The 22,676-nt window shown below is 54.3% G+C and carries 28 protein-coding genes and 1 pseudogene; 12 read left to right on the top strand and 17 right to left on the bottom strand.

All coding sequences use genetic code 11. The features are described 5' to 3' along the window. Positions 1 to 83 precede the first annotated feature (83 nt). Positions 84 to 506: a DUF7282 domain-containing protein gene (locus ENI00_RS12570; protein ID WP_304102838.1), complete on the bottom strand. Its 423-nt coding sequence runs from the start codon at positions 504 to 506 to the stop codon at positions 84 to 86. A gap of 197 nt (positions 507 to 703) precedes the next feature. Next, positions 704 to 1,768 carry a YeiH family protein gene (locus tag ENI00_RS12565; RefSeq protein WP_304102835.1) on the bottom strand — a complete coding sequence of 355 codons (1,065 nt, stop codon included), beginning with the start codon at positions 1,766 to 1,768 and terminating at the stop codon, positions 704 to 706. Between the two features lie 103 nt (positions 1,769 to 1,871). Between ENI00_RS12565 and ENI00_RS12560 the strand changes: the two genes are divergently transcribed. From ENI00_RS12560 to ENI00_RS12515, 10 genes are all read left to right on the top strand, one after another. Then, entirely contained in the window at positions 1,872 to 2,765 is an 894-nt protein-coding gene (locus ENI00_RS12560) for a LysR family transcriptional regulator (protein WP_304102834.1), read from the top strand. Between the two features lie 59 nt (positions 2,766 to 2,824). After that, on the top strand, positions 2,825 to 2,947 hold the full coding sequence (locus ENI00_RS12555; protein WP_304102831.1) for a DUF2933 domain-containing protein: 123 nt from the start codon (positions 2,825 to 2,827) through the stop codon (positions 2,945 to 2,947). A gap of 198 nt (positions 2,948 to 3,145) precedes the next feature. Further along, positions 3,146 to 3,502, top strand: coding sequence for an NADH-quinone oxidoreductase subunit A (locus ENI00_RS12550; protein ID WP_304102828.1), 357 nt, complete (start codon positions 3,146 to 3,148; stop codon positions 3,500 to 3,502). Between the two features lie 414 nt (positions 3,503 to 3,916). After that, positions 3,917 to 5,407 (top strand): heavy metal-binding domain-containing protein, encoded by a 1,491-nt coding sequence (locus ENI00_RS18650; RefSeq protein ID WP_414674257.1) that lies wholly within the window; start codon positions 3,917 to 3,919, stop codon positions 5,405 to 5,407. Next, the gene (locus tag ENI00_RS12540; protein WP_304102822.1) at positions 5,404 to 6,300 is read left to right on the top strand and encodes a complex I subunit 1/NuoH family protein; all 897 of its coding nucleotides are present in this window, start codon (positions 5,404 to 5,406) and stop codon (positions 6,298 to 6,300) included. Before ENI00_RS18650 ends, ENI00_RS12540 begins: the two co-directional genes overlap by 4 nt. Continuing rightward, positions 6,291 to 6,815 carry an NADH-quinone oxidoreductase subunit J gene (locus ENI00_RS12535; RefSeq protein WP_304102819.1) on the top strand — a complete coding sequence of 175 codons (525 nt, stop codon included), beginning with the start codon at positions 6,291 to 6,293 and terminating at the stop codon, positions 6,813 to 6,815. Before ENI00_RS12540 ends, ENI00_RS12535 begins: the two co-directional genes overlap by 10 nt. Further along, positions 6,815 to 7,126: an NADH-quinone oxidoreductase subunit NuoK gene (gene nuoK, locus ENI00_RS12530; protein WP_304102817.1), complete on the top strand. Its 312-nt coding sequence runs from the start codon at positions 6,815 to 6,817 to the stop codon at positions 7,124 to 7,126. Before ENI00_RS12535 ends, nuoK begins: the two co-directional genes overlap by 1 nt. Continuing rightward, positions 7,123 to 8,940, top strand: a complete 1,818-nt coding sequence (locus tag ENI00_RS12525) for an NADH-quinone oxidoreductase subunit L (protein WP_304102813.1) — start codon at positions 7,123 to 7,125, stop codon at positions 8,938 to 8,940. The genes nuoK and ENI00_RS12525 overlap by 4 nt, the downstream gene beginning before the upstream one ends. A gap of 14 nt (positions 8,941 to 8,954) precedes the next feature. Next, entirely contained in the window at positions 8,955 to 10,424 is a 1,470-nt protein-coding gene (locus ENI00_RS12520; protein ID WP_304102811.1) for a complex I subunit 4 family protein, read from the top strand. Further along, positions 10,424 to 11,794, top strand: coding sequence for an NADH-quinone oxidoreductase subunit N (locus ENI00_RS12515; protein WP_304102809.1), 1,371 nt, complete (start codon positions 10,424 to 10,426; stop codon positions 11,792 to 11,794). Before ENI00_RS12520 ends, ENI00_RS12515 begins: the two co-directional genes overlap by 1 nt. 198 nt (positions 11,795 to 11,992) lie before the next feature. Here ENI00_RS12515 and ENI00_RS12510 read toward each other — a convergent pair whose 3' ends face one another. From ENI00_RS12510 to ENI00_RS12465, 11 genes and pseudogenes are all read right to left on the bottom strand, one after another. Continuing rightward, a complete protein-coding gene (locus ENI00_RS12510) occupies positions 11,993 to 12,901 on the bottom strand; it encodes a DMT family transporter (protein WP_304102806.1) in 909 nt (302 codons plus the stop codon). Positions 12,902 to 13,316: 415 nt separating this feature from the next. Beyond that, positions 13,317 to 13,673: a BCCT family transporter gene (locus ENI00_RS12505; protein ID WP_304102976.1), complete on the bottom strand. Its 357-nt coding sequence runs from the start codon at positions 13,671 to 13,673 to the stop codon at positions 13,317 to 13,319. Positions 13,674 to 13,704: 31 nt separating this feature from the next. After that, positions 13,705 to 14,223, bottom strand: a complete 519-nt coding sequence (locus tag ENI00_RS12500; RefSeq protein ID WP_304102804.1) for a c-type cytochrome — start codon at positions 14,221 to 14,223, stop codon at positions 13,705 to 13,707. Positions 14,224 to 14,597: 374 nt separating this feature from the next. Then, positions 14,598 to 14,762 carry a lycopene cyclase domain-containing protein gene (locus ENI00_RS18775; protein WP_414674254.1) on the bottom strand — a complete coding sequence of 55 codons (165 nt, stop codon included), beginning with the start codon at positions 14,760 to 14,762 and terminating at the stop codon, positions 14,598 to 14,600. Positions 14,763 to 14,844: 82 nt separating this feature from the next. Next, a complete protein-coding gene (locus tag ENI00_RS12495; RefSeq protein ID WP_304102802.1) occupies positions 14,845 to 14,970 on the bottom strand; it encodes a hypothetical protein in 126 nt (41 codons plus the stop codon). Continuing rightward, positions 14,967 to 15,137: a hypothetical protein gene (locus ENI00_RS12490; RefSeq protein ID WP_304102799.1), complete on the bottom strand. Its 171-nt coding sequence runs from the start codon at positions 15,135 to 15,137 to the stop codon at positions 14,967 to 14,969. Before ENI00_RS12490 ends, ENI00_RS12495 begins: the two co-directional genes overlap by 4 nt. A gap of 8 nt (positions 15,138 to 15,145) precedes the next feature. Further along, a pseudogene (locus ENI00_RS12485) lies at positions 15,146 to 17,257 on the bottom strand (copper-transporting P-type ATPase); the annotation flags it as partial. Between the two features lie 167 nt (positions 17,258 to 17,424). After that, positions 17,425 to 17,883 carry an ATPase gene (locus tag ENI00_RS12480; protein WP_304102797.1) on the bottom strand — a complete coding sequence of 153 codons (459 nt, stop codon included), beginning with the start codon at positions 17,881 to 17,883 and terminating at the stop codon, positions 17,425 to 17,427. A 330-nt stretch (positions 17,884 to 18,213) separates the two neighbouring features. Next, positions 18,214 to 18,882 carry a methyltransferase family protein gene (locus ENI00_RS12475; protein ID WP_304102794.1) on the bottom strand — a complete coding sequence of 223 codons (669 nt, stop codon included), beginning with the start codon at positions 18,880 to 18,882 and terminating at the stop codon, positions 18,214 to 18,216. Positions 18,883 to 18,924: 42 nt separating this feature from the next. Next, entirely contained in the window at positions 18,925 to 19,119 is a 195-nt protein-coding gene (locus ENI00_RS12470; RefSeq protein WP_304102974.1) for a YHS domain-containing protein, read from the bottom strand. A 95-nt stretch (positions 19,120 to 19,214) separates the two neighbouring features. Then, positions 19,215 to 19,367 (bottom strand): hypothetical protein, encoded by a 153-nt coding sequence (locus ENI00_RS12465; protein WP_304102791.1) that lies wholly within the window; start codon positions 19,365 to 19,367, stop codon positions 19,215 to 19,217. Between ENI00_RS12465 and ENI00_RS12460 the strand changes: the two genes are divergently transcribed. After that, positions 19,348 to 19,602: a hypothetical protein gene (locus tag ENI00_RS12460; protein WP_304102788.1), complete on the top strand. Its 255-nt coding sequence runs from the start codon at positions 19,348 to 19,350 to the stop codon at positions 19,600 to 19,602. The genes ENI00_RS12465 and ENI00_RS12460 overlap by 20 nt on opposite strands. Positions 19,603 to 19,635: 33 nt before the next feature. On the opposite strand, the gene ENI00_RS12455 is transcribed toward ENI00_RS12460, so the two are convergent. Both ENI00_RS12455 and ENI00_RS12450 read right to left on the bottom strand, forming a co-directional pair. Then, positions 19,636 to 19,896: a DUF5676 family membrane protein gene (locus tag ENI00_RS12455; RefSeq protein ID WP_304102785.1), complete on the bottom strand. Its 261-nt coding sequence runs from the start codon at positions 19,894 to 19,896 to the stop codon at positions 19,636 to 19,638. Between the two features lie 114 nt (positions 19,897 to 20,010). Beyond that, positions 20,011 to 20,187: a DUF2933 domain-containing protein gene (locus tag ENI00_RS12450; RefSeq protein ID WP_304102782.1), complete on the bottom strand. Its 177-nt coding sequence runs from the start codon at positions 20,185 to 20,187 to the stop codon at positions 20,011 to 20,013. A 277-nt stretch (positions 20,188 to 20,464) separates the two neighbouring features. On the opposite strand from ENI00_RS12450, the gene ENI00_RS12445 reads away from it, so the two are divergent. Next, the gene (locus ENI00_RS12445; RefSeq protein ID WP_304102779.1) at positions 20,465 to 21,700 is read left to right on the top strand and encodes an SAM-dependent methyltransferase; all 1,236 of its coding nucleotides are present in this window, start codon (positions 20,465 to 20,467) and stop codon (positions 21,698 to 21,700) included. An 88-nt stretch (positions 21,701 to 21,788) separates the two neighbouring features. Here the strand turns inward: ENI00_RS12445 and ENI00_RS12440 are convergent, their stop codons facing one another. Both ENI00_RS12440 and ENI00_RS12435 read right to left on the bottom strand, forming a co-directional pair. Next, a complete protein-coding gene (locus tag ENI00_RS12440) occupies positions 21,789 to 22,367 on the bottom strand; it encodes an RNA polymerase sigma factor (protein ID WP_304102775.1) in 579 nt (192 codons plus the stop codon). A 64-nt stretch (positions 22,368 to 22,431) separates the two neighbouring features. Further along, positions 22,432 to 22,676, bottom strand: a 245-nt coding sequence (locus ENI00_RS12435) for a hypothetical protein (protein WP_304102773.1), incomplete at its 5' end; no start/stop codon positions are given.

The raw sequence follows: 22,676 nt of genomic DNA, 5'->3' as shown, positions 1-22,676 counted from the left end.
GTGAGATTGTCTGGTTCATACCACAACAAGCGCCCTGTTGACTTCGTTGAAATATCGCGAGAGCGCGTTGATTGTGCTTTCGGTTATTTCATGCCGTTGATGGTGAACGCCTTGACGACAACATGACCTTCATCTACCACTGGTTTATCAACATTTACGGAGCCCGGCCCAAACTCATAAATACCTTTTTTTCCAGTGTCCTCATGCAGCATAACAAATAGCTTTTCGCCAACCTTTACTGTGTGGTCAAGCGTCACCTTAACGTCACTGTTGTGACCGGCGTTGATCATTGTATGTCCGATAGAAGACGGTACAACCGGCTTTCCTTCGGTGTTGCTGTCATGGATAACAACAAACCCGGATGCGTTAGCCTTTACGCTTGAAATAGTCACTTCGTTACCAGCCTTCTGGGCTGAGACATCCAGCCCGGGGCCTTCCGAAGCGTAAACTGAACTTCCGGCAGTAAGTGCGACAATCAGTAGTGTGTGTTTCAGATTCTGTTTCATAATGTATCTCCTGATCCTATGCATTGAGGTGCGCATTTAGGCTGGACCGACACCGAAATGGCAGATTCACGTGATGTACGGCTCCTCCCGTATTCCAGTGTTCACTTGAGAACGCAGAACCGGCATACAAAAGAAGGCGTAACGAGTGTCCGTTTTATTCCTTTGCAGTCTTCAAATTTTTATCAACCAGAAGCCCTTCAAGCGAAAAGCAATATCAGGCCTCTGTTAACGAAGTAGCCACCAACAGTCAGGAAAACAAAGAGCAAAGCGGCCAATATCAACGGCTTGGCGCCAGCCTGCTTGATCGCCCCAATGTGTGTTCGCAAGCCCAGAGCGGCCATAGCCATGGTCAGTAATACGGTATCAAGCCCAACCAGAATATCGACCACAGTTGTCGGAATAACGTGGAATGAATTAAGGCCACTGATCGCGAGAAAAATAACGGCGAACCAGGGCACGGTAATGCCACCCTGCCGTTCAGTTTCTTTGCCGTCTGTTCGCTGATTGGTAAAGCCAACCAAGGAGAGCGCCAGCAAAAAGGGAGCCAGCATCATCACTCGCAGCATTTTTTCAATCACCGCGGTGTTGCCAGCGACATCGTTGACAGCCTGCCCGGCGCCCACCACCTGGGCAACCTCGTGCACCGTGGATCCCACAAATAAACCGTATTGATGAGCCGTCATTTCAAGATACGGGTACACCATCGGATAAAGAAACATTGCCAGGGTTCCGAAAACCACCACGGTAGCCACAGCAACAGACACTTTATGAGCCTGGGCCCGAATGACCGGTTCAGTCGCCAGAATGGCCGCTGCACCGCATATAGAGCTGCCTGCGCCTATTAGAATCACGGTTTGTCGGTCCAGCTTTAATAACCGGATACCGATGAGTAACGCCAGACCAAAGGTCAGTGTGAGCATGACCACATCGGTCAGAACACCCTGCCAGCCAACGCCTGCAACTTGCTGAAAGGTAATTCGAAAACCGTACAACATGATCCCCCACCGCAGCAGATTACTTTTTGAAAAATCAACGCCCTCAGCAGTGTGATGGGCAATCCGGGGAAAAAACGTGTTACCTGCGATAATCCCGGTAATGATTGCAAGCGTCAGGGCGCCTAGCCCGATTTGATTGGCCAAAGGCGTTTTGGCGGCGGCCAGCGCAGTTCCTGCGATGACGGCGACCAGCGCAATACCTTTCCACCATGCAGATGTGTTGGCAGTTGTTATTGCTTTTGGTGGTGTGAACGTGGTGGCTGTCATGTGAACCTCGTGCTGTCTGTCAACTGAGGTATACAGCGTAGGGTTTGCTTATGCATAATTCGAATATAGTTTTATCATATTGGAATAACATGAGGTTATACCGGTGAATCTGCACCTACTGCGTATTTTTCATACTGTAATTGTCGACGGTAGCTTCTCGCGAGCCGCTGAAACGCTGCATATCAGCCAGCCGGCGGTATCGAGGGCCGTAAAGGAACTAGAAAGCCAGCTTGATTTGCCGTTGATTGAGCGTTCGGGTGGCACAGGCAATAGCCGAAAAGGGGTGCAGCTAACCGCAAATGGCGACGTGATCTTTGATCACGCTCGCGGTATTTTTGCGCTGGAAAAGGCGGCTATCGACGACATTCATGCCCGGGTGGGGCTAAAGCGAGGCACTTTGGTGATCGGTGCGAGCACAACCATTGCGGGCTACTGGTTATCACCCTACCTGGTAACGTTTGCGAACCAGCATCCCGCTATTGATATCCAGGTTGTCGTCGGTAATACCCAGTCAATTAGCCGCCAGTTGGTGGATTGCGATATCGATATCGGGTTGGTCGAAGGTACCGTGAATGACCCCCGCATTATTTGCGAGCACTGGCGTGATGACAAGCTTGCGGTGGTCGAAGCGACTGTCGATGGCAGCGCCATTCATGACAAGGTGGAAGACCTTAATGATTCTGAGGCCTTATGGGTTGTTCGTGAAAATGGCTCCGGCACGCGAGAAGTTTCTGAACAGTTTTTTGAGCATGAACATATAACACCCGTCAAAAAAATCACCATGGGCAGTAATGAAGCCATTATCAATGCAGTGGTTCACGGATTGGGCCGTGCCCTGTTACCAAAAATCATGGTGGATAATCTGCTGACGCAAGGTTGCATTCGGGAAGTGAGCGTCTCGGGCTCTGCACCACTATCACGACCATTATTCAAACTCCATTACCAAAACCGGCCGCAAGGGCCTCTGGTGACGGCTTTTGCAAAATTACTTCAGTGATATAACCTTAGACATAAACATTTCAATACTGTGCCAAAACTCAGAAGGGTGAGTGTTATATGGAATGGCGAGCGGAAAACTGGTTCTGGACTCTGATTGGCATAATCTTTGTCGCCATGCACCTGTTCGGTCATGGAGGTCATAAGGATGGCCATGATAAAGATTCGTCATTAGCTTTATGATCTGTGTTATCTATGGTTTGATTACACCTGAGAGTCTGCATATGCACGAGTTTCTTGAGCAGGTTCTGCCGGCTTTACAACTGGCTCGGTCGTCCATTCGATAAAAATCAGGCTGTAGCGGGTTGAGAACCGGTAACGTCAATCTCGAAAAACTATGCCAGCCCTTGCCCTTTGCGGGTATTAGGAGAAACGATAAGCATGCTCGAACAATATGGACTTTTGCTGGGCTTGATTGTTGGTGCGACAGGCTTCGTACTGAGCCTGTACGCTATCGCACGTGCTACCGGAAAAACACAACAGGAACCCGGAAAAGACGTCCCCGCAACTGGTGGCCAGCTGTCACGTGACCCAGTTTGGGTGCGTTATCATGCGCGTTATTATGGATACGCCTTGTTGTTTCTGGCTTTCGATATGGAAATGGCGTTCATGTATCCGTGGGCGGTGGTTTACAAGCAGGTAGGGCTGGTTGCCTTGCTTGATATGGGTGTATTTCTTGCCATCCTGTTTCTCGGCCTGCTTTATGGCTGGAGTCAGGGTGTATTGCGGAGGCAATAAATGATCGTCGGCGCCCGCCAGGGCAAGCTTTCCGGACTTCGCCAATTAGTGGCCAAAGCAATGGCACGTGACCTCACCGGCTTTCTTGTTCCGGGGATCGACATCGCGCATGCACGGGGGCTGGATGTGGAAGCGGCTGGCGTGCGGCTTGTAGCCAGCCCTCGCCACGCCAGCGTGCTGCTCGTGGTTGGCGATATCTCGCCTGCGCTGCGGAACGCCGCCGCAGTGATCTATGCCCAGATGGCGCGGCCTCGCGCTTTACTGGTTCTGGGTACAGACGACCTATCGCCCCTACCTTCTGCAGATGTGACAGCCGAATTGTCACAGCCAGGCCTGATTGATGGCATTGCCCAACTTCGAATTGCTTTCGCCGAAGGCGCCTTTCGACCAGAAGTGACAGACTTTGACGCGCCGATGTTGCACGTTCGAGTCGAATACACTTGCCCCATGCACCCGGAAGTAGTGCAGGACGAGCCCGGCTCCTGCCCCAAATGCGGCATGACTCTGGAGCCGCGCGAGGCGTCCGCCAATGACGTCGACAGTCACCCGCACGAGACGCACGATCACGGATCACACAGTCATCAGCACGAAGCGAACGACCATCAGTCTATGGATCATGCGGCATCGGAGGAATACACCTGTCCCATGCACCCGGAAGTCGTGCAGAGCGAGCCGGGTTCTTGCCCCAAGTGTGGCATGACCCTGGAACCACGAAAGGCAAAGGCTTCAAAAGCCCATGATCATGCCAGCACTGATCAAAGTGATATGAATCATGGCGATATGGATCATGGCGATATGGATCATGGCGATATGGATCACAGCGGTATGGATCACAGCGGTATGGATCATGGGGATATGGATCATGGGGATATGGATCATGGGGATGATGCGTTTATGTCCATGATTGACGTTACCAAAGATCTGCCACGCAGCAGTGACGGCCTGCCAATGGACTGGATCGACGTGCCCTTTGGGCCGTTTTTCCCGGGTTTGCCTAGTGGCCTATTGCTGACATTGACGCTCGACGGTGACACGGTTGCCGGTTCCAACGCCGGAACACTGACGGACAACGTGACATTGCCTCATCGTTCGGCGCTCGAACCCCTTAGCTTTGTAGCGCGGCTGAGCAATATGGAACCACTGGCTCCGCTTGCTTATCACTTTCTTGCCAGCCAGGCGATGGAAAATGCTGCTGGCATCGACATTACGACTACTGCGGCCCATGGCCGCATTGGTGCATTGGAAAGAGAACGAATCACCAGTCATCTGGGCTGGCTGGCGCTGTTCGGTCAGCAGATGGGCTTCGACTGGCTGTTACGACGTGCTGCAACAATGCAACTGAAGTTCCGGTATGCGAACGATCAGCAAATCATGGCGCTCAAACCAGACTTAGCAAGCCTGATCAAACGCCTGCGCCGGACACCATTACTGAAATCACGCAACGCTGGCATCGGTCGGCTAGCTCAAGATAATGCCTTGCGAGGCCCCGTGGCACGCGCTGTGGGCATTGACAACGACGCACGAAGTACGAACCCGGTCTACACCGCGCTGGGATTCAAGGCAATCAGCCGCGACAGCGGTGATAGTATGGCCCGCCTGCAGGTACGTCTTGACGAGCTCAGCCAAAGTCTCGCGCTTATTGATGCCGCCGGTACCATCGAACTACCCGAGCCAACTGCCATCGGCTCGGCAACCGGCGCTGGCGAGGCATTCGTTGAAACACCCCGCGGCGCAGCTCATCTGTATCTGACCCTGGAAAAGGGTCTTGTGGTAACAGCGCAGTTGGAAACACCCTCCACACACCACCTCACCCTGATCGACACCCTGACCAAGCAACAGTCGCTGGGCGATGCCCTCCTCGCCGTGGGCTCTCTGGATCTGTCGCCCTGGGAGATTCGCCAATGACGACTGCGCTCATACTCCTATTATTGGCCGTCGGTGCTTACCTGGTCGCGGTAATCGAAGCCTGGACTATGAACGGGCGCTGGCAACTGGCCGCACCGATCACCGCCGGCATCGCCCTGCTGGGCCGGGAATCTATCGTACCGCGCAAACCCGACCGGGTTTTCTTTGAGGTGGCACCGGTCCTGTTGTTGATCTCGGCACTGCTTGCCGCCACGGTGCTTCCTCTGACACCTGGTTTGATCATCACTGACCTCGCCACCGGCGTACTGTTCATCAACGCGGCACTGGTTTATGTACTGGTGGCTTTGCTGATGGCCGGCTGGGGGCCGAACGGCGCCTATGCAATGATCGGTGGCTGGCGCTTTCTGGGCCAGCTCATTGCCTATGCCATGCTCATCGTTATGCCCGTCACCGCGGTGGCGATGCGCGCCGAGTCTTTGTTGACCACCCAAATCGTTACCTCCCAAGCGGATCTATGGAATATTCTTTACCAGCCACTGGGATTTGTACTGTTTTTCGTCGCCGCCATGGCGCTGGCGTTTCTGCCGCCGTTCGACCTGACCACGGCAACAAGTGAGCTGGCCGGCGGCGTGGAAGCGGAATACAGCGGCGTGCGGCTGGCAGTCTTTCGGCTTGGACGTTTGGTGCTGGTTATTACTCTGGCGGCAACCATCGTCGTTTTCTATCTGGGTGGCTGGCAAGGGCCCTGGCTGCCTCCCTGGGCCTGGAGCGCCATCAAGATATTGGCGGTCACCGCACTCATGTTGCTGGCCGGGCCGGCTTTGCCGCGTGTCCGCGAGGCCGATCTGCTGAGTTTATGCTGGAAACTCGGTATCCCTCTGGCGCTACTCAATATCTTTGTGGTTGGGCTGCAGGTGTTGGTATGGCCATGATCAGCGCACAGACGTTTTTTATCAGCTTCTTTGGGCTCGCCGCCGTGTGGTTCGGGATAGTCGTCTTCCGCACTCATTCGATGATGCGTTCCGCACTGGCCCTGCTGTTCTCACAAACAGCTATCGGTGCCATGTTCATCGGGATGCAGGCGGAATTCCTCGGTGTGTTGCAGATCATGATGATGGCCACGGAAATGAGCATCATGGCGATTTTTATGGTGATGTTCATGATGGATCCGGGCGGTCTGGGCAAGATGGATATGACCCATCAAAAGCGCCGTTCCGTGATAACGGGTCTGGTGGCATTTTTGGCCATCGTAGCCGTGGCCCTATTTACCAACTGGGGGACTCTCGCCGGCTCGGTACCGGATTCCGCACAACAGATCGAGGATCTGGGGCTTGAGCTGATGGGTAGATCAATGCTGATCTTCGAGACCGCTGGTCTCACACTCCTTACCGCCATGATTGCTGCCACGGCCGTGGCGGTTGAACCCTTAAAAAGGAACCGAAACTGATGACGCCTGAACTGTTCCCCGCGTTAATCACCGGCGCAGCGCTGTTCGGTATCGGCATATACGGCGCACTGTCGCAAACCAATCTAGTGATGCTCCTGATGGGTGTGGAGTTAATATTGGCCGGCGCCATGGTTAACCTGGTCGCATTCTGGCACTACCTGCATCCAGACACCCCCGCCGGACAGATGTTTGTGTTGATCGTGATGACCGTGATGGCAGTAGAAATGGCAGTAGGCTTTGGTGTGGCCATCGCCCGTTTCCGCGCCATAGGTTCGGTTGAAATGGAAGAAGCCGCCGAGTTGAAAGGATGAATCTTATTTTCGCCACGATCCTCGCACCGCTTGCTGCTGCAATGCTCATTCTGTTGCTGCGGCGAATCCCCGAGGTGTTCGCGCTATCAGGCGCCACAATCGGTCTGCTGGCCAGCCTCGCGCTGTTGGCGGACACAAGCGCCGGAGTGAGCCACGAGATACAGTTACCGGGTTTGCCGAATCTGCCCCTGAGCCTGGTCGCCACACCACTCACAGCATTGCTTTCAGGCCTGGTCGCCATTATTGGCGGTCTGGTGGTGGTGTACGCCATCGGCTACATGAAGCGGGACGATGAGAAGGTTCGTTTCTTTGCCACCATGCTGCTGTTTGTCGCCGCCATGCAAACCCTGGTGCTCGCCGGCGACTGGATATTACTGCTTGCCGCCTGGGAGCTCATCGGACTTGCCAGCTATTTGCTGATCGGTTTCTGGTTCCAGCGCCCGGGAGTAAGATCCGCTGCCACCCGCGCCTTCCTTTATACCCGCAGCGCCGACCTGGGACTCTATATTGGGGTATTCATCCTCATTGCTGACGCGGGCAGCAGCAATATCACCACCACGTTAAACACCGGTGGTGGTGCCGCGACAGCCGCAGGGCTGCTGCTATTGGTCGCAGCCATGGGGAAATCGGCGCAGACACCATTACATGACTGGTTACAGCGGGCCATGGCCGGCCCCACCCCAGTCTCGGCGCTATTGCACTCCGCCACTCTGGTGGCCGCGGGCGCGATTCTACTGATCCGCACGGCGCCGATGTTGCCGGATCAGGTACTGCTGGTAATTGGTATCGTTGGCGGTATCACCACCCTGGTCACCGGTTTGATTGCCCTGGGCGAGAGTGACCTGAAGCGCACGCTTGCGGCGTCGACTTCCAGTCAGTATGGCTTGATGCTGGTGGCGGTCGGGGCTGGGGTACCCCTGGCAGCATTGCTGCACCTGCTGGCCCACGCGTTCATCAAGAGCTCTCTGTTTCTCGGCGCGGGGGTGTTCCAGCACAGCCGTGATAGCACGGCGTTCAGCGAACTTCATGGCGCAGGGCGCGACCGACCGTGGATATTCTTCGGTTTTGCTGTGGCCGCGCTGGCTTTGACGGGTATTCCCCCGCTGAGTGGTTTCTTTTCCAAGGATGCCATTATTGCCGCCGCTCTGGCCTCCTCCTACGCTCCATTATTCACAACACTTGTGCTGGCCAGCACACTGCTCACCGGCGCCTATATGGCCCGGTCGCTTCGTATTCTCTGGCAAGGAAACACCGCACACCATAACATCACCGGTCTGGCATGGATGGGAGCGGCGCTGGCGTGCCTTGTTATTCTGGCCGCCATCCTTGGCGCTGCCTTTCCGGCTATCGAGGCAATGTTTTCCGACCCGCTCCCTGCAAATAATGTTGCCATGATGCTGGGTCTTGTTGCCGCAGTAGTGGGCCTGACCCTGGGTTGGTTTGTTCCGGCACAGCATTTGCTGGGCCCGTTGAGGCCATGGAGTCAGCGAAGCTTCGCCATCGCTGGCGGCTTCAATACCTGGATGGTGCGGCCCGCACTCGCTATCGCCCGCAGCTGCGAGCGACTGGAGCGCGCACTATACAACCGGGTGCTGGCTCTGGGGCAACTTGGACTCAGTCTTGGTCAGGCCGTGCGCCTTGGCGATGAACGGGGTATCGACGGGCTGATATTTTCTCTGGTTCGTGGCGTGACCTCTCTTGGCAGTCGCGCCCGTCGCCTGCAAAGTGGGCTCATCCATCGCGAACTGGTTATCACCGTCGTGGTTACCACGTTGATTTTCGCCACCCTACTGATTTCAATACTGACTTTTTAAAGGAGACAATCTGCGTGCTGCCCATCGTGTCCATAACCGTGTTTCTGCCGCTCCTCGGAGCGCTGCTCATCATGGTGTTGCGCAGGCCTCCGCCGGGGGTAGTGCACGCCATCGGCATAACAACCAGTGGCTTGACGCTTTTGGGTGGCGTGTTGATGTGGTTACGAGGTGTTAATGACAGCGGTTTTGCCCAGGTTGAACAGATCGACTGGATGCCTTCCATCGGTGCCGCCTACCGGGTGGGGGTTGACGGTATCAGTCTGCCGCTGGTGCTGTTGAGCGCCCTACTGTTTTTCATCACTTTTATCTATTCTGCCAAGCTGCGTGAACGCGCCCCAGCCTTTGTGGTGCTGATGCTACTGTTGGAAACGACCGCTATCGGTACCTTCACGGCGCTGGATGGTATCCTGTTCTACGTATTTTTCGAGATATCACTGGTATCCATGTATTTCATGATTGCCGGCTGGGGACACGAAGACCGACAGCGAGCAGCGCTGATGTTTTTTATTTACACCTTCCTGGGCAGCCTGCCACTGCTGTTGGCAATACTTGGGCTATATCTGGGCAGTGATCCGCACACTTTCGACATGCGCGCCTGGATCGACAACCCACCTCTGGCCGGCGCGGCAGCCATGTGGGCATTAGTTGCAATGCTGTTTACCTTTGCGGTCAAGACACCGGTATTCCCTTTACACACATGGCTACCTGCCGCACACGTGCAGGCACCTACGGCCGGTAGCGTCATACTTGCTGGGGTGATGCTGAAATTTGGCACCTATGGGCTGGTGCGATTTTCCTTGCAGATGACACCAGACGCCTTTCATGAAGCTGGTATCGTCATTCTGACTTTCGGTGTCATCGCCGCTCTTTATGGTGCATTTGCCGCTCTGGCGCAGAGCGACCTCAAGCGTTTGATCGCCTATACGTCCGTTAACCACATGGGTTATGTCATCGTCGGAGTCGCCATTGCCGGGCTGGCGCTCGACCCGACGGTACGCACAATTGCACTCGATGGTGCGGTTCTGCAAATGGTCAGCCATGGCCTTGTCACCAGCGCCCTGTTTTTGCTTGTCGGCATGCTACAAGATCGTGCCCACACCCGGGAGATGGACCAATTCGGTGGCCTGCTACAGCTGACACCGGTGCTTGGCTGGTCTTTCATGCTGGCCGCTTTCGCTTCTCTGGGCTTGCCCGGTCTGGCGCACTTTCCGGCCGAGTTTCAGATCTTTCTGGCGACCCTGCAGGTCGAACCAATGGCGGTCATCGCTATTCTTGGTATCGTTATTACCGCAGGCCTTTATCTGAAGGCGATCAGCCAGGTGTTTCTTGGTGAGGCAAACGACCGGTGGAGCGACATGAAGGATCTGAACCGACGTGAAATACTCGCACTGGCTCCGCTGTTGATATTGATTATTGTAGTGGGCATCGCACCGTCCTGGGTGTTAGACATCATTCACAAGACCACAGCGGCGCTGCAGTTCTGATGGCTTCTGACCTTATTCTGCTGATCCCCGAGATCATTCTACTTCTCAGCATTGTTGCCGCGCTGGTAGCCGAAATGCTGCACCTGCCCCGTACAGCGCTGGTGGTCATGCTGGCCGGCCTGCTGGTTGCGACCGTTCTGACTCTGCCGCTTTTAGGCCAGGACACCGGCATATTCAGTGGCACATATCGCATCGATACACTGAGTGTCTGGGCAAAGCTTATTTTGCTGCCAGCAACGGCACTGGCCCTTATACTGGCGCGGGCAGAGCTCGCAGACAGTGACCGCGAAGGCACTGTCTATGTGTTGCTATCGCTGGTCACCCTGGGTTCGTTAGTATTGGCCGGCGCGGGTGACACCATGCTGCTGGTGCTGGGCGTATTGATGTCCGGCCTGGGCTCCTTTGCCCTGGTCGCCTACCCCCGCAACAACATCGCCACTGAAGCCTCAATGAAGTTTTTTGTCTTTGCTTCGGTCACCGGCAGTGTGATGATCTTCGGTCTCAGTTACTGGTTTGGCGGCACCGGCTCGACCCTGCTCAGTGACTTGACCCGCTTGGAGGGCAAGCCCCTGATCGCTGCCGTCGGCCTGATCGCCGTGATTATCGGGCTGGGCTATAAAGCTTCTTTGGTTCCGTTTCATTTCTGGGCACCGGATGCCTATGAAGGCGCGCCTGTATCGGTTGCCGCGTATCTGTCGGTGGTTCCCAAGGTTGGCGCAATTTTCGCGCTGGCACAGGTAGTCCGTCACTTACCCGTCACGATGGATTGGCCACTGATCATCGCCGTAGTTTCCGTATTAAGTATGGCCTATGGTTATCTGGCGGCGCTGGTGCAGGACAATATTGTACGATTGCTCGCCTATTCATCCATTGCCCAGGCCGGTTATTTCCTCCTTGCCATGGTCGCCGTGGGTGTCAGTTCGCTGGCATTCGAATCCATGGTTGTTTTTGCGGCCGCCTACGTGGCGATGAACCTGGGCGCATTTGCCGTCGTCATGCGTGTCGGGCGAACGCTCGATGCCTTCTCTGGCATTGGGCGAACAAACCCTGTCCTGGGCGTGGCGATGGTGGTCTTTCTGTTGTCGCTGGCTGGCATCCCACCTCTGGCCGGTTTCGTTGGGAAATTCCTGCTATTTGCGGCATCAATAGATGCCGGTTTTACCTGGCTGGTTGTAGTTGCCATTCTCAACAGCGTGCTGTCTCTGGCAGTCTATTTGCGCATCGTCGTGCCAATGTATCGGCAGAGCGACACTGTCGGGGCAACGGGGCTTACGCCCATGCCGCTGGTTACACTGGTGGGGGCCATTGCGTTTGCATTTACATTGGGGATAGGCCTGGCGGCACAGGTGCTGCTCAATCAGCTTAACTGACTTAATGTCGCCAGATTTCAGAGAGACTGCGGTGGCAAACGGATAGCGCGACAAGGCACTGCAGCAGGTAATAAAAAGCGAAGGCACGGGATGCCAGGGCTATAATCTCAAAGGTCGAGCCTGACCAGGCCAGCGCCATGGCGGACACACCTACCCCTTTTAATCGACTTCATGATCTTATTATGGTTGCCGTGCGCCCTAAGCGATACGTTTTTTTCGCGATGGAACTACGACGATCACTATCAGTCCCACAATAGTGATCGCGATCCCTGCGAGTTCCACCACACTAAACGTTTCATCGAAGAATAAAGCCCCGATAAGTAAGCCGAAGGCCGGTGTCAAAAAGGTAAATGGGTTAAGCTTGATCAAAGGTGCTCTGGCCAGCAGCCAATACCATAAAGAAACCATCAAAGCGGTTGCAGGAACTGCAAGTATGAAGACGGCACTGGCAAAAGACCATGTCCAGTCAACCTCAAAGCCTTCATCCGCCAGCAAAGAGGCGAAAAACAGGAATATTGCACCCAGGATTAACTGAATTCCCATCGGCCAATACCCATCTCCCTCGTCGGCCTGAAGCTTCAACAGGACATTTCCTATAGCCGTTCCAACAGCTCCACCAAGTACATATAATGTACCTACAAATCGATCTGTTCCAAAGTCAAATTCAGGTAAAGCCAGAACAATCACTCCGACAAAGCCAATTAATAGGCCCAAGGCAACCCGGGCTGTGATTGCTTCCCTGAGCACAAAAATCGAGAGTACAGCAGCGAACAGAGGCTGTGCATTGGCCAACACAGTTGCGATTCCCGGCCCGACATTGCCTGCTCCGAGAAACATTCCACCCAGCCCCATCCCAGTGTAACTAAATCCAATCAAAGCAAGCATTCCCAGCCGTCGGAGTGAACAGTGAAACCTGCGCCCCATTTTCATTCCAATGACAACCAAGCATAAACCCGCCAATAATGCCCTTAGCGATGCAAACAGTAATGGAGGCGCATCCGGCAACCCAACACTGATGAAAGGAAAGCAGATGGCCCACAAAATGGCGACAATCACCATTCCGACGATGGTTTTTGGTGAGAGTGCCTGGCTCGATACAGTTGCCATAAGCCTACCTCCTACAATTTTTCAGCGCATGACCGGTAACCTGGAAAGAAAAAAGCTTGGGAATCTCTGATTTAAAGCCCTCAACGAGAGCCTCGAACATCAATTTGTAGGCGCTGGATACGAGCCATCGGCGAGTCCCGAACTCCATCACCTCTTTTCAAACACGCCGATTTTTATACCCCGGGCGGACATCGCGACGATGGCACACTAACCCCCGTGTGCATGCGTTCATTGCCGACAAACGAAACCTGATCCTGCTGTCCGATCCCCCGTCCCTGCGCGCCTGGGGACTCAGTGAGGCTGAAGCCGGATATCTGAAGAACGCCGTACCCAAGACCCGGCTTGTGTCGGCAAGTGATGAGGCGGCGTTGTGGAGCAACCGGCGCAAGCTGTTTTTCAAAAAGTGCATATCAGGTCATGCTCCTGAATCATCTGACCCCGTCCACGGCTCTGCGGCCCGACTGTGCTTACAGCCCTCTCTCGGTGCCGCCAATGGCTCGCTTCGTAACGCCTTCAACAGGCCGGCCACCATAACCACAATAACCAGCGAAAATGGCAAAGCCGCAAGTATGACCGCATCCTGAAGGACGGCAATGCCACCTGCTACCAGTAACACAGCCGTGAGCACACCATTGCCAACGGCCCAACCTGCTCGCGATATTTTTGGTGGCTCAAGTTGCCCTCCGGACAGGATGATATTTATCACCAATGCCCCGGAATCGGCTGACGTTACAAAGTACACGCTAATAAGGAGCGTCGCGACGAAGCCCATAACAAACTGCACCAACCCGGTGTCTTTGTCTTTATTTCCGTCCCGGCGGCCATTTGGAGTCCAGTGCGCGGTAGCCCTCAGTGCCCAAGTCCGGAAGTGCTTTCAAAAACGCCACGATATCCCATAACTCCTGGTCACTATACGCTGGACTCCAGGCAGGCATGCCAGTCATGCGGATGCCATTCTTGAGCACCCAGAACACCTCGGCATCGGACATGACATCTTCACCCTTCGAGAGATCCGGCGGTTCCGGATTGAGCCCTTTCGCCAGCGGTGATAATTTTCCTCCGGGTGGTGTGTGGCAGAGGGCGCACGCCTCCCGGTATCGGTGAAAGCCGTTATTGATGCGGTTCGTGACGTCGAGATCCGGCGCCTGCACGGTCTGCGCGCGACGTTCGATTGAACTCTCCCGGGTGGTGACCAACACCCAGCGTAGCAACGCTGGATCCTCCCACGCGGTGGCGATATTGAAGGCACCCGTGTACATCACAGCGAGTAGTGCGAGAACGGCAAGTGTGATAACGCCCAGCGTGGTCGTTACAATCTTCATTATTCACTTTCCTTTATCTTTACCAGGGCCGGAGTTTAGGACCTGTATGCCGCAAACAGGTCAACAGCGCGTTCAGCACGGGTGCACATGTCTGATCACACAGCGGATCTTTCTTCCGCAGTTCGTTTTTGACGTTCACGCCGCCATCTGTCCATAATTCGCCAATATTCGGTTTCTGCCTTATCCCGCTGGTGATGTTCTTACAGATGGTGGCGGATCAGGCGTCGCAATTTGGCCCGCTTCTCGCCCAGCTCCTTAAAGCTGCCCGACCATTCCTTAGCCGCATTCGAAGACATCTTGCAGCTGTCGATGGCGAACAGGCATCACTGGATGGCTGGTGTCTGTCAAGTTCTGCATAATGATTACTCCGTTTCTTAAATTTTTTCCTGCCAGTAGCGATGCTCATAGAAATTACTCCACAATGCACCCAGCGTTGACGCAAAGAGCAGCTCTTCAAGCGGAGCTCCCAAAACCCTCAAACCACTGATAGCTGCATTGTTCCAATAAAGATCAACATAATTTGGATGGGTCCAGTTCATGGCACTATTGAGAAGGTCCATACGACAAATAACGGTACTGAGGGCCCCAATCAAAAGAGCAAGAGATGCTGTATATATAGAATTACGGAACCTCTGACAAAGTCACGATATCGGACTGCTGCAAAAGGCCATCCATATCCATGTAAGATACGTTGAAAAGGGCGGCAAACACCGCATCCGGCTTGGGATCGTAGGCTATTACGTTCAAGCCAAAGCCTTGCGCAATCCTCGCGACCCGTTTTCCAATAGATCCGGTACCAACCACTCTCGCCGAAGCGGCTCCTCGGTGAAGATGATCTCGTGGTCACAGCACATTCGCTGCAGGATATCGCATTCCCATTGCTCCGTTTCAAAAACCACAATCTTCACGGTCACACCCCTTCCTAGATTTTCTCGCGTCGTAAGCGTAAGGCGTTCATAACCACAGAGAGGGAAGACGCACTCATTGCAAAAGCGGCGAAAATCGGGCCTATCAGAAAACCGGTAAAGGGATAGAGCACACCCGCAGCGATGGGAACCCCTGCCCCGTTGTACACCAATGCAAAAAACAGGTTTTGTTTGATATTGCGCATCGTTGCAACGGAGAGTTTCCTTGCCCGGACAATCCCGTCCAGGTTTCCCTTCACCAACGTAAATCCGGCACTTTCAATGGCAACGTCTGCACCTGTCCCCATGGCGATACCGACATCCGCCTGAGCCAACGCCGGGGCGTCGTTGACCCCGTCGCCGGCCATCGCCACCTTGTGGCCCCTGGCCTGCAGTTCCTTGATGATGCGGGCCTTGTCTTCTGGCAGGACATCCGCTCGGATTTCATCGATGCCTAACTTAGCGGCAACAGCCTTGGCAGTTCGCTCGTTATCGCCGGTTGCCATAATAATTCGGAAACCCAGTTCATGAAGCGCACGCAGCGCTGCCGGGGTTGTTTTTTTGACCGGGTCAGCTACGCTGACGAGGCCGGCTAATGCACCATCCAATACGACGAACATCACTGTTTCACCTTCGTCTCGTCGGGTGTTGGCAACCTCAACCAGATGGCCTCCATTCAGCCCTAGCTCTTCCAGCATTTTGGCATTCCCCAGTGCCACCGGCTTTCCGTCAACCACGCCTTTGACGCCCTTACCTGTTATGGCCTCAAAATCATCGGCTTTACCGAGTGTCACATTACGTGCTTCGGCGCCCGCGACAATCGCTTCAGCCAAGGGATGTTCAGACCCCTTTTCCAGCGTGGCCGCTAACCGCAGAATCTCTGTTTCATCGTGGCCGGACTCGGGCAAAACCGCGACGAGCTTTGGCTTTCCTTCGGTCAAGGTACCGGTTTTGTCGACAATTAAGGTATCAACTTTAGCAAAGCGTTCGAGGGCTTCTGCGTTCTTTATAAGCACACCCAATTGTGCGCCACGACCCGTCGCAGTCATGATCGACATGGGGGTTGCAAGTCCCAATGCGCACGGGCAGGCAATGATCAACACGGCAACCGCTGACACCAGCGCATAGGACAGCGCAGGCGCCGGACCCCAGATTGCCCAAGCGACAAATGACAGCGCAGCTATCCCAATAACGGCCGGTACAAATTTGCCGGCCACCATGTCTGCGAACTTTTGGATTGGAGCACGACTGCGCTGAGCATTGGCAACCATCTCGACAATCTGGCTCAACGTGGTGTCCGTCCCTACGCGGGTTGCTTCCATCACCAGGCTGCCGGTTCCATTAATTGTGGCCCCGGTGACCTTGTCACCGCCCACCTTTTCCACCGGTACGGGCTCGCCGGATATCATTGACTCATCAATGGACGACCGGCCTTCAACAACCACCCCGTCTACCGGTACTTTGTCACCTGGCCGCACCCGTAAGTGGTCGCCAACTTTTACATCTTCCAGGGGAACTTCTGCCTCTGTGCCATCTGCGTTGATCAGTCGCGCTGTTTTGGCGGCCATATCGAGCAGTGCACGGATAGCCTTACCAGTACCTTCGCGAGCACGAAGTTCCATCACCTGACCCAGCAGAACCAACGTGACGATGACGGCGGCCGCTTCGAAATAAACACCAACGTGACCACCTGCTCCGCGGAACCCCTCCGGAAATATACCCGGCGCCAGCACCGCAACAATGCTGAAAATATAGGCTGCTCCCACGCCCATACTAATCAGGCTGAACATGTTCAGATTCATGGTTCGAAAAGAATTATAGCCACGAATAAAGAACGGCCAACCTGACCAGAGAATCACGGGTGTCGCAAGGATCAGCTCAACCCACTACGACATGCGCTCACCAAAAAAGTCGCGAACCGCCGTAATACCGACGAAGGGAGACATGGTTAGAATCAACAATGGTATTGAAAAAACTAGTGCGACCCAAAAGCGACGAGTGAAATCCACAAGTTCCGGATTGGGTCCCTCATCACCCACTGCGACCGATTCAACCTCCAACCCCATTCCACAAAGCGGGCAGGCCCCGGGTTTGGCCTGACGGACTTGAGAATGCATGGGACAGGTGTATTTTGCGTCCGCCCCGACGGTCGCTGACTTTACGGAGTGGGCGGTGTGATCTTGCGAGGACATAGTTCGATGATCCTTTTGATTACTGTCTGAATTCAGGATTTGAAGAGGCACAACCTTCCGATAGACTTTCAATGGTTGGAAGCCGCCACGGTGTCACGCGGCCATCAAATATCGTCCATCCGGCCAATCTGTCGAGCGAGGCGCTTGGATTCGTTTTGCTCCATCGTCAAAAGTGATTCGAGCAGTTCCTTTGCTTCAGGAATTTCGGCTTTTCCAACCAGTGTTTTGTAGAGCTCAATAATCTGCTCATGGAAATCGAATACTTCCCGGCAAATGCTGTTGAAATCGAGTCGGGCGTAGTGTTCATCGCATGTTCGATGGGTCTTGATCGGCTGATGTGAAAGATAGTCATAGACTCTTGTTTCCAAAGCCTTGGGGTCTCCCTGCCGTTCAAATTCTTCGACTATGCGCTCGATTTCAGACTCATGTTTTGCGAGATAATCCAACAATGCCCGAGCCCGTTCTTCTTCATTCTTTGTCGCGCAATGAGACAGGCAACGCGCCAAGTGTGCGTGCAGATCTCGCGTCCAATTGATTAGTTCTCTGAATGTTTTGATATCCATCTTGAGCGCACTCCAAAATTAGCTTCTAACCTGTTGCTTTTCTGAATCAAGTCCAAAATTGGCGCTACGAGTAACGCTTTAATGATTAATCTTTGATCCTGAATTCAGATAAAAATCCAATCGGAAATAGTCAGGGGGCTAACGACCTCAGCCGTTTCATATCTGCTCAAATCCAGGGCTTTAGAGGTCACTGTCTTTGACGACGCGTCGATACAGCAGATAACTGATAAGCAATAGCAACGAAAAACTGTTGCACAACGGGCCAGGGCGTAAAAAAATCGGAGAGTCCATTTACCCGTCCAAGCATTGAGCGTACTGCGCAAGAGGTGCTCACTTAGCATTGTCATCGCTGCTGTCTCGTGAAGCAGTGGCGAGCTGACGCCATTGCCCCCAACGGGGAATGAACATCGGCACCCGCCGCTGATAGGCGCGGTAGGCCTCGCCAAACTGCTCCTGGACCTGCTGTTCCTCCCGTCGGGCCAGCCATGTGTATACGAGCACGATTACTGGAAAAAGGCCGATCGAGAACAGCGTTGGCCAGTGCACCACCCCTTCGCCGAACAAGGCGATGAACAACCCCGTGTATTGTGGATGCCGCACATACGCATACAGCCCGTCTGTCACCAGACGGTTTTCGCCTCGTGCCTTGTGGACCTGGCGCCAACCCTGAATGAAAAGCCCAATCCCGGTAAACGCGACCGCATAGCCGAGCAGCATTGAGATCAACATGCCGGTTTCACCCAGCCCTACCAAAGTCGACCATAAACTTGCGCTGACGTAGTCGCTGTCCAGGCCGAAAAACCGCACCAGCAGATAGATGGTGAGCGGAAAGCCGTACATTTCGGCATAAAGCGCGATAATAAAGGCCTGCACCACCCCGGCGCCGGCCCATTCCCGCCAGTTCCTCGGTGCGAAATAACGATAGAAGAACCAAGACACCAAAACGATAACGATCAGTGTGATACCCCAGGCTCCAGCGTGGTTGAACGATTCATTCATGGCTTGATTTACCTGTAATAGCGATACAACGCATTAGTAGTGTTATTCCGACCGAATTCCGTGTTGACGGTGAACCCGGATATATTTCGCAGGCTCAGCCTCGAATGCCTCCGAGCATGCGTTGGAACAAAAGTAATAGGCCTTGCCCTCGTGAATGAGTTGATCAACGGCGGCGATGGGGCTGATCTCCATACCACAGACCGGGTCTCTTTGGCTGCGCTTGCAGTGAGCCCGTATTAACGCAGCTCGACACTACTTGATTTGAGCCTATCCCATAGATCGTGCCCATCAATTGACATCTATCAATTGGGAACCAATACGGCCCAAAGACTTCACTTTAATAATTCTGCCAAGCTCCCAAGCGCGTCCAGACAGGCAATCACGAAAACGATGATGATCAGCGTCAGGGCGAAAAGCAGAGGCTGACCAATCCACCAGAACCAAACAGCGAAGGTCGCAAGGCCAATGACGGCAGCGATCAGCACCAGCCATTGCGACGCCTTGTCGGCAAGCAGTTGCGCGGGTTGCGCGGTATTTGAAACTTCCGCTCTTATTGATCGTCGCGCCGACGCTGAACAGATATCCCGTGCCCACAGACAGGACCACGAACACGGCCATATTGAGCACGCCGTTGCGAAGCGCTCGCCAGGCGGCAACGAAAAATGGCCAACTCGGGTAGAGTATGGCGGCACTCCCAACGAAGAACAGCCACAGATTTAGGCGGAGGCCGAACGGCGGCGCCGGTCAGATGTGTCATTTCGCATTAAAGCGGCGGTACAGGAAATTGTAAATGGGGCAGAACACAAGCCCTGCATAGGCACCGTAGAGAAAGCTTTCAACCAGGCCCAACAAGAAGCCCCACCACGTCAGCCACTTGAATGCCGGCAAAAGCTGTTCAAGAAGCCCACTCATATGAAGACTTTGCGGCGTTACCAGGCCGTAAATGACGCACACCACGAAGGTGATGCTGGCCCAGATTCCCAGCGTCCAGGTTACTAACTTTGTGTTCAGCATTACGTCCGTCCCTATTCATTTGCAGTTGTTTGCCCTGTCTCTGCGCTCGTGATCTGGCGAATTCTGTTTCGCATACGGGATATCTCTCCGCATCAGAACCGTGCCTGAGGCCCACTAATGTCGGTGCGAGCCAGATTCATCCTCCTTGCTCTCGTTCCGTGAACTCGGATTCGGTCTTTTTTTATCATCATGGCCTCCATGACCTCCATGGCCTCCATGACCGAAAAGATGCAAACCCACGAATGCGATCCCCACAAGAAGCCAAATCCAGTTCTCCGCAAGCCATTCCATTTCTTAACCCCTTATTCCGATCCGACAGATAATGATTTCTCAGCAATCTATATAACGATAAAGACGTGAGGAAAAAAAAATCGTTACAGTTTTGGTAGATCGAGCGTTCTGAGCGGGGCCTTAGGCGTGTAACGAACGGTCCAACTTGCCGTCTTTATAGTGAGTACCCGCAAAGCGAAATGCCGATACGCCCGCTTCGATGCGACAACCCAGGATCAAATAGCCCGAGGAAGTGATTCTTTTAACGGCTTAAAGATCGCAACGACGAGATAAAACGATGTGGACAAGATTGCTCTCGATTTTTTTGAAGCGCCTGATCAAGCAGGGGCGCCTGGTCGTCGCCTATCCTGACGGACAGTCAATAGCATACGGTGACGGGTCGACATCCGCCGTCACCATGCGTTTGCACGCGCGCTCCCTGCCACGCAAACTCCTGATCAATCCCAACCTCGCACTGGGTGAGGCCTATATGGACGGCACCCTCACTGTCGACCAGGATGATATCTACGGGTTGATTGAGCTGCTGGTCGTTAATCTGACGCTTCAGCCCGACCTATGGCACCATCGCTGGCTAGCACACCTTCGGCGGCTTTGCCGCAGGCTCGCGCAGTTTAACCCTGCCGGGCGAGCTCGACGCAACGTGGCGCATCACTACGACCTGTCCGGTGAGCTATACGATTTGTTCCTGGGCGCCGACCGTCAATACTCCTGCGCCTATTTTCGAGAAGCGGGTGACACTCTTGAAACAGCGCAAAGGAACAAGAAAGCGCTGATCGCCACCAAACTCCTCCTGGCGCCAGAACAACGGGTTCTCGATATTGGCTGCGGCTGGGGCGGGCTTGGGCTTCATCTTGCCCGCGACCATGGCGCGCGCGTCACCGGGGTGACCCTCTCGCATGAGCAACACAAAATCGCCGAAAAACGTGCTCAAACCGAGGGTCTTGGCGACCGTGCTCAATTCCTTCTGCAAGACTACCGCGATATCGACGGCACTTTTGACCGGATCGTGTCAGTGGGCATGTTTGAGCATGTCGGGGTACCACACTACAAGGAGTTCTTCGCAATCCTGCGAGACCATCTCACAGATGATGGCGTCGCCCTGCTGCACACGATCGGCCGAGCCGATGGGCCGGGAGCAACCAATCCCTGGATCGCCAATTATATTTTCCCCGGCGGCTATAGCCCAGCCCTGTCGGAGGTACTTGCCATCGCCGAACAGTCCGGCCTCTATGTCACCGATGTCGAGGTGTGGCGGCTGCACTATGCAGAGACGTTGAAGGAGTGGCGCAATCGATTCGAGGCCAATCTGGACCGAGCACGTTCAATCTATGACGAGCAATTCTGCCGCATGTGGCGGTTCTACCTTGTTGCCAGCGAAGTGGCATTTCGGCACAACGGCCATGTCGTCTTTCAAATCCAGCTTGCCAAAAAGCAGGACGCGGTACCGCTAACCCGAGACTATCTGACGATCCGCGAGAGGCTGGACGAGCCGGCGACTGTCATCAAACTGTAACGAAACTCTTCGCCAGTCGTTCTTGAAAGTCAGCGGGGCTTATGCCCCCGATCAACACTGGATCTGTCAATCAGGCCCAGAGTTGAGCTCAGGTTGAAGATGGAGAGCTCAGCGAGCCGTTCCACCGTAATTGGATTGGGCGGCCTTGGCAGGTCTCCTCCAGCCGCTTTCGCAGAGCCTCCCGCGCCCGGTGCAAACGCACCCGCAAATTGCTCTCCGAAATATTGAAGGCCGCCGCGATCGTTTTACGGGGCTCACCGATAAGCTCAGCACGCCATAAAATTTCGGTGTAGCTTGGCTTCAAGGTCGGCAGGAGTTTGTAGAGGAACGTGCAGTCAATAACATTGAGGTCGTCTTCAACGTTGTTATCGAGACTCGCCAATTCGAGATAGCAATACTTTTTCTCAGATTGGCGCTTTTTGCTCTGAGCCCGGTAATAGTCGATCAGGCTCGTCTCAAGCACGCGGCGCATCCAGGCACGAAGCTTTTCTTTCTCGCGAACGTCACCAATTCGTGTAAGCACCTTGACGTAAAAATCGTGCAGAACGTCGGCAGCCTCGTCTTTATCGCCAAGCCGACGTGTAAGAAAACGCCGAAAGTCCTCGTAGACATCTGCCATGACCTCGTGAGCATTGTTACTAGGCAATAGACGATCACTGTCTTCCATTATGGCAACCTCTATGTCAATCCATCTTGGATCTCTCAAAGAGGAGGCAAAGAAAGCAGTGCTTTCACCGCCCAATCAGAAGACCATATACCGAGCCATTGCGACTAGATTGAGACACTAGCATCTGTATATTAACACAGCCACCCGAACCGAAACTGAATATGTGCGTATTCCGGCGAACGTGACCGGTCATTCCGGGGATCGTGACCGATTTGCACACGGCCATCACGCTGGAGTGGGTTTTGTACTCTGAACGGTCACGATGGGTCAACCGATTCCGTTTTTTGTGCTTTCGCTTTTCGCAGTGAT

The sequence above is a fragment of the Marinobacter antarcticus genome (genome assembly GCF_011049865.1).
GTDB lineage: Bacteria > Pseudomonadota > Gammaproteobacteria > Pseudomonadales > Oleiphilaceae > Marinobacter > Marinobacter antarcticus_A.
The sequence above is the reverse complement of the archived record's forward strand: the minus strand, read 5'-3'. Positions and strand labels throughout refer to the sequence as shown.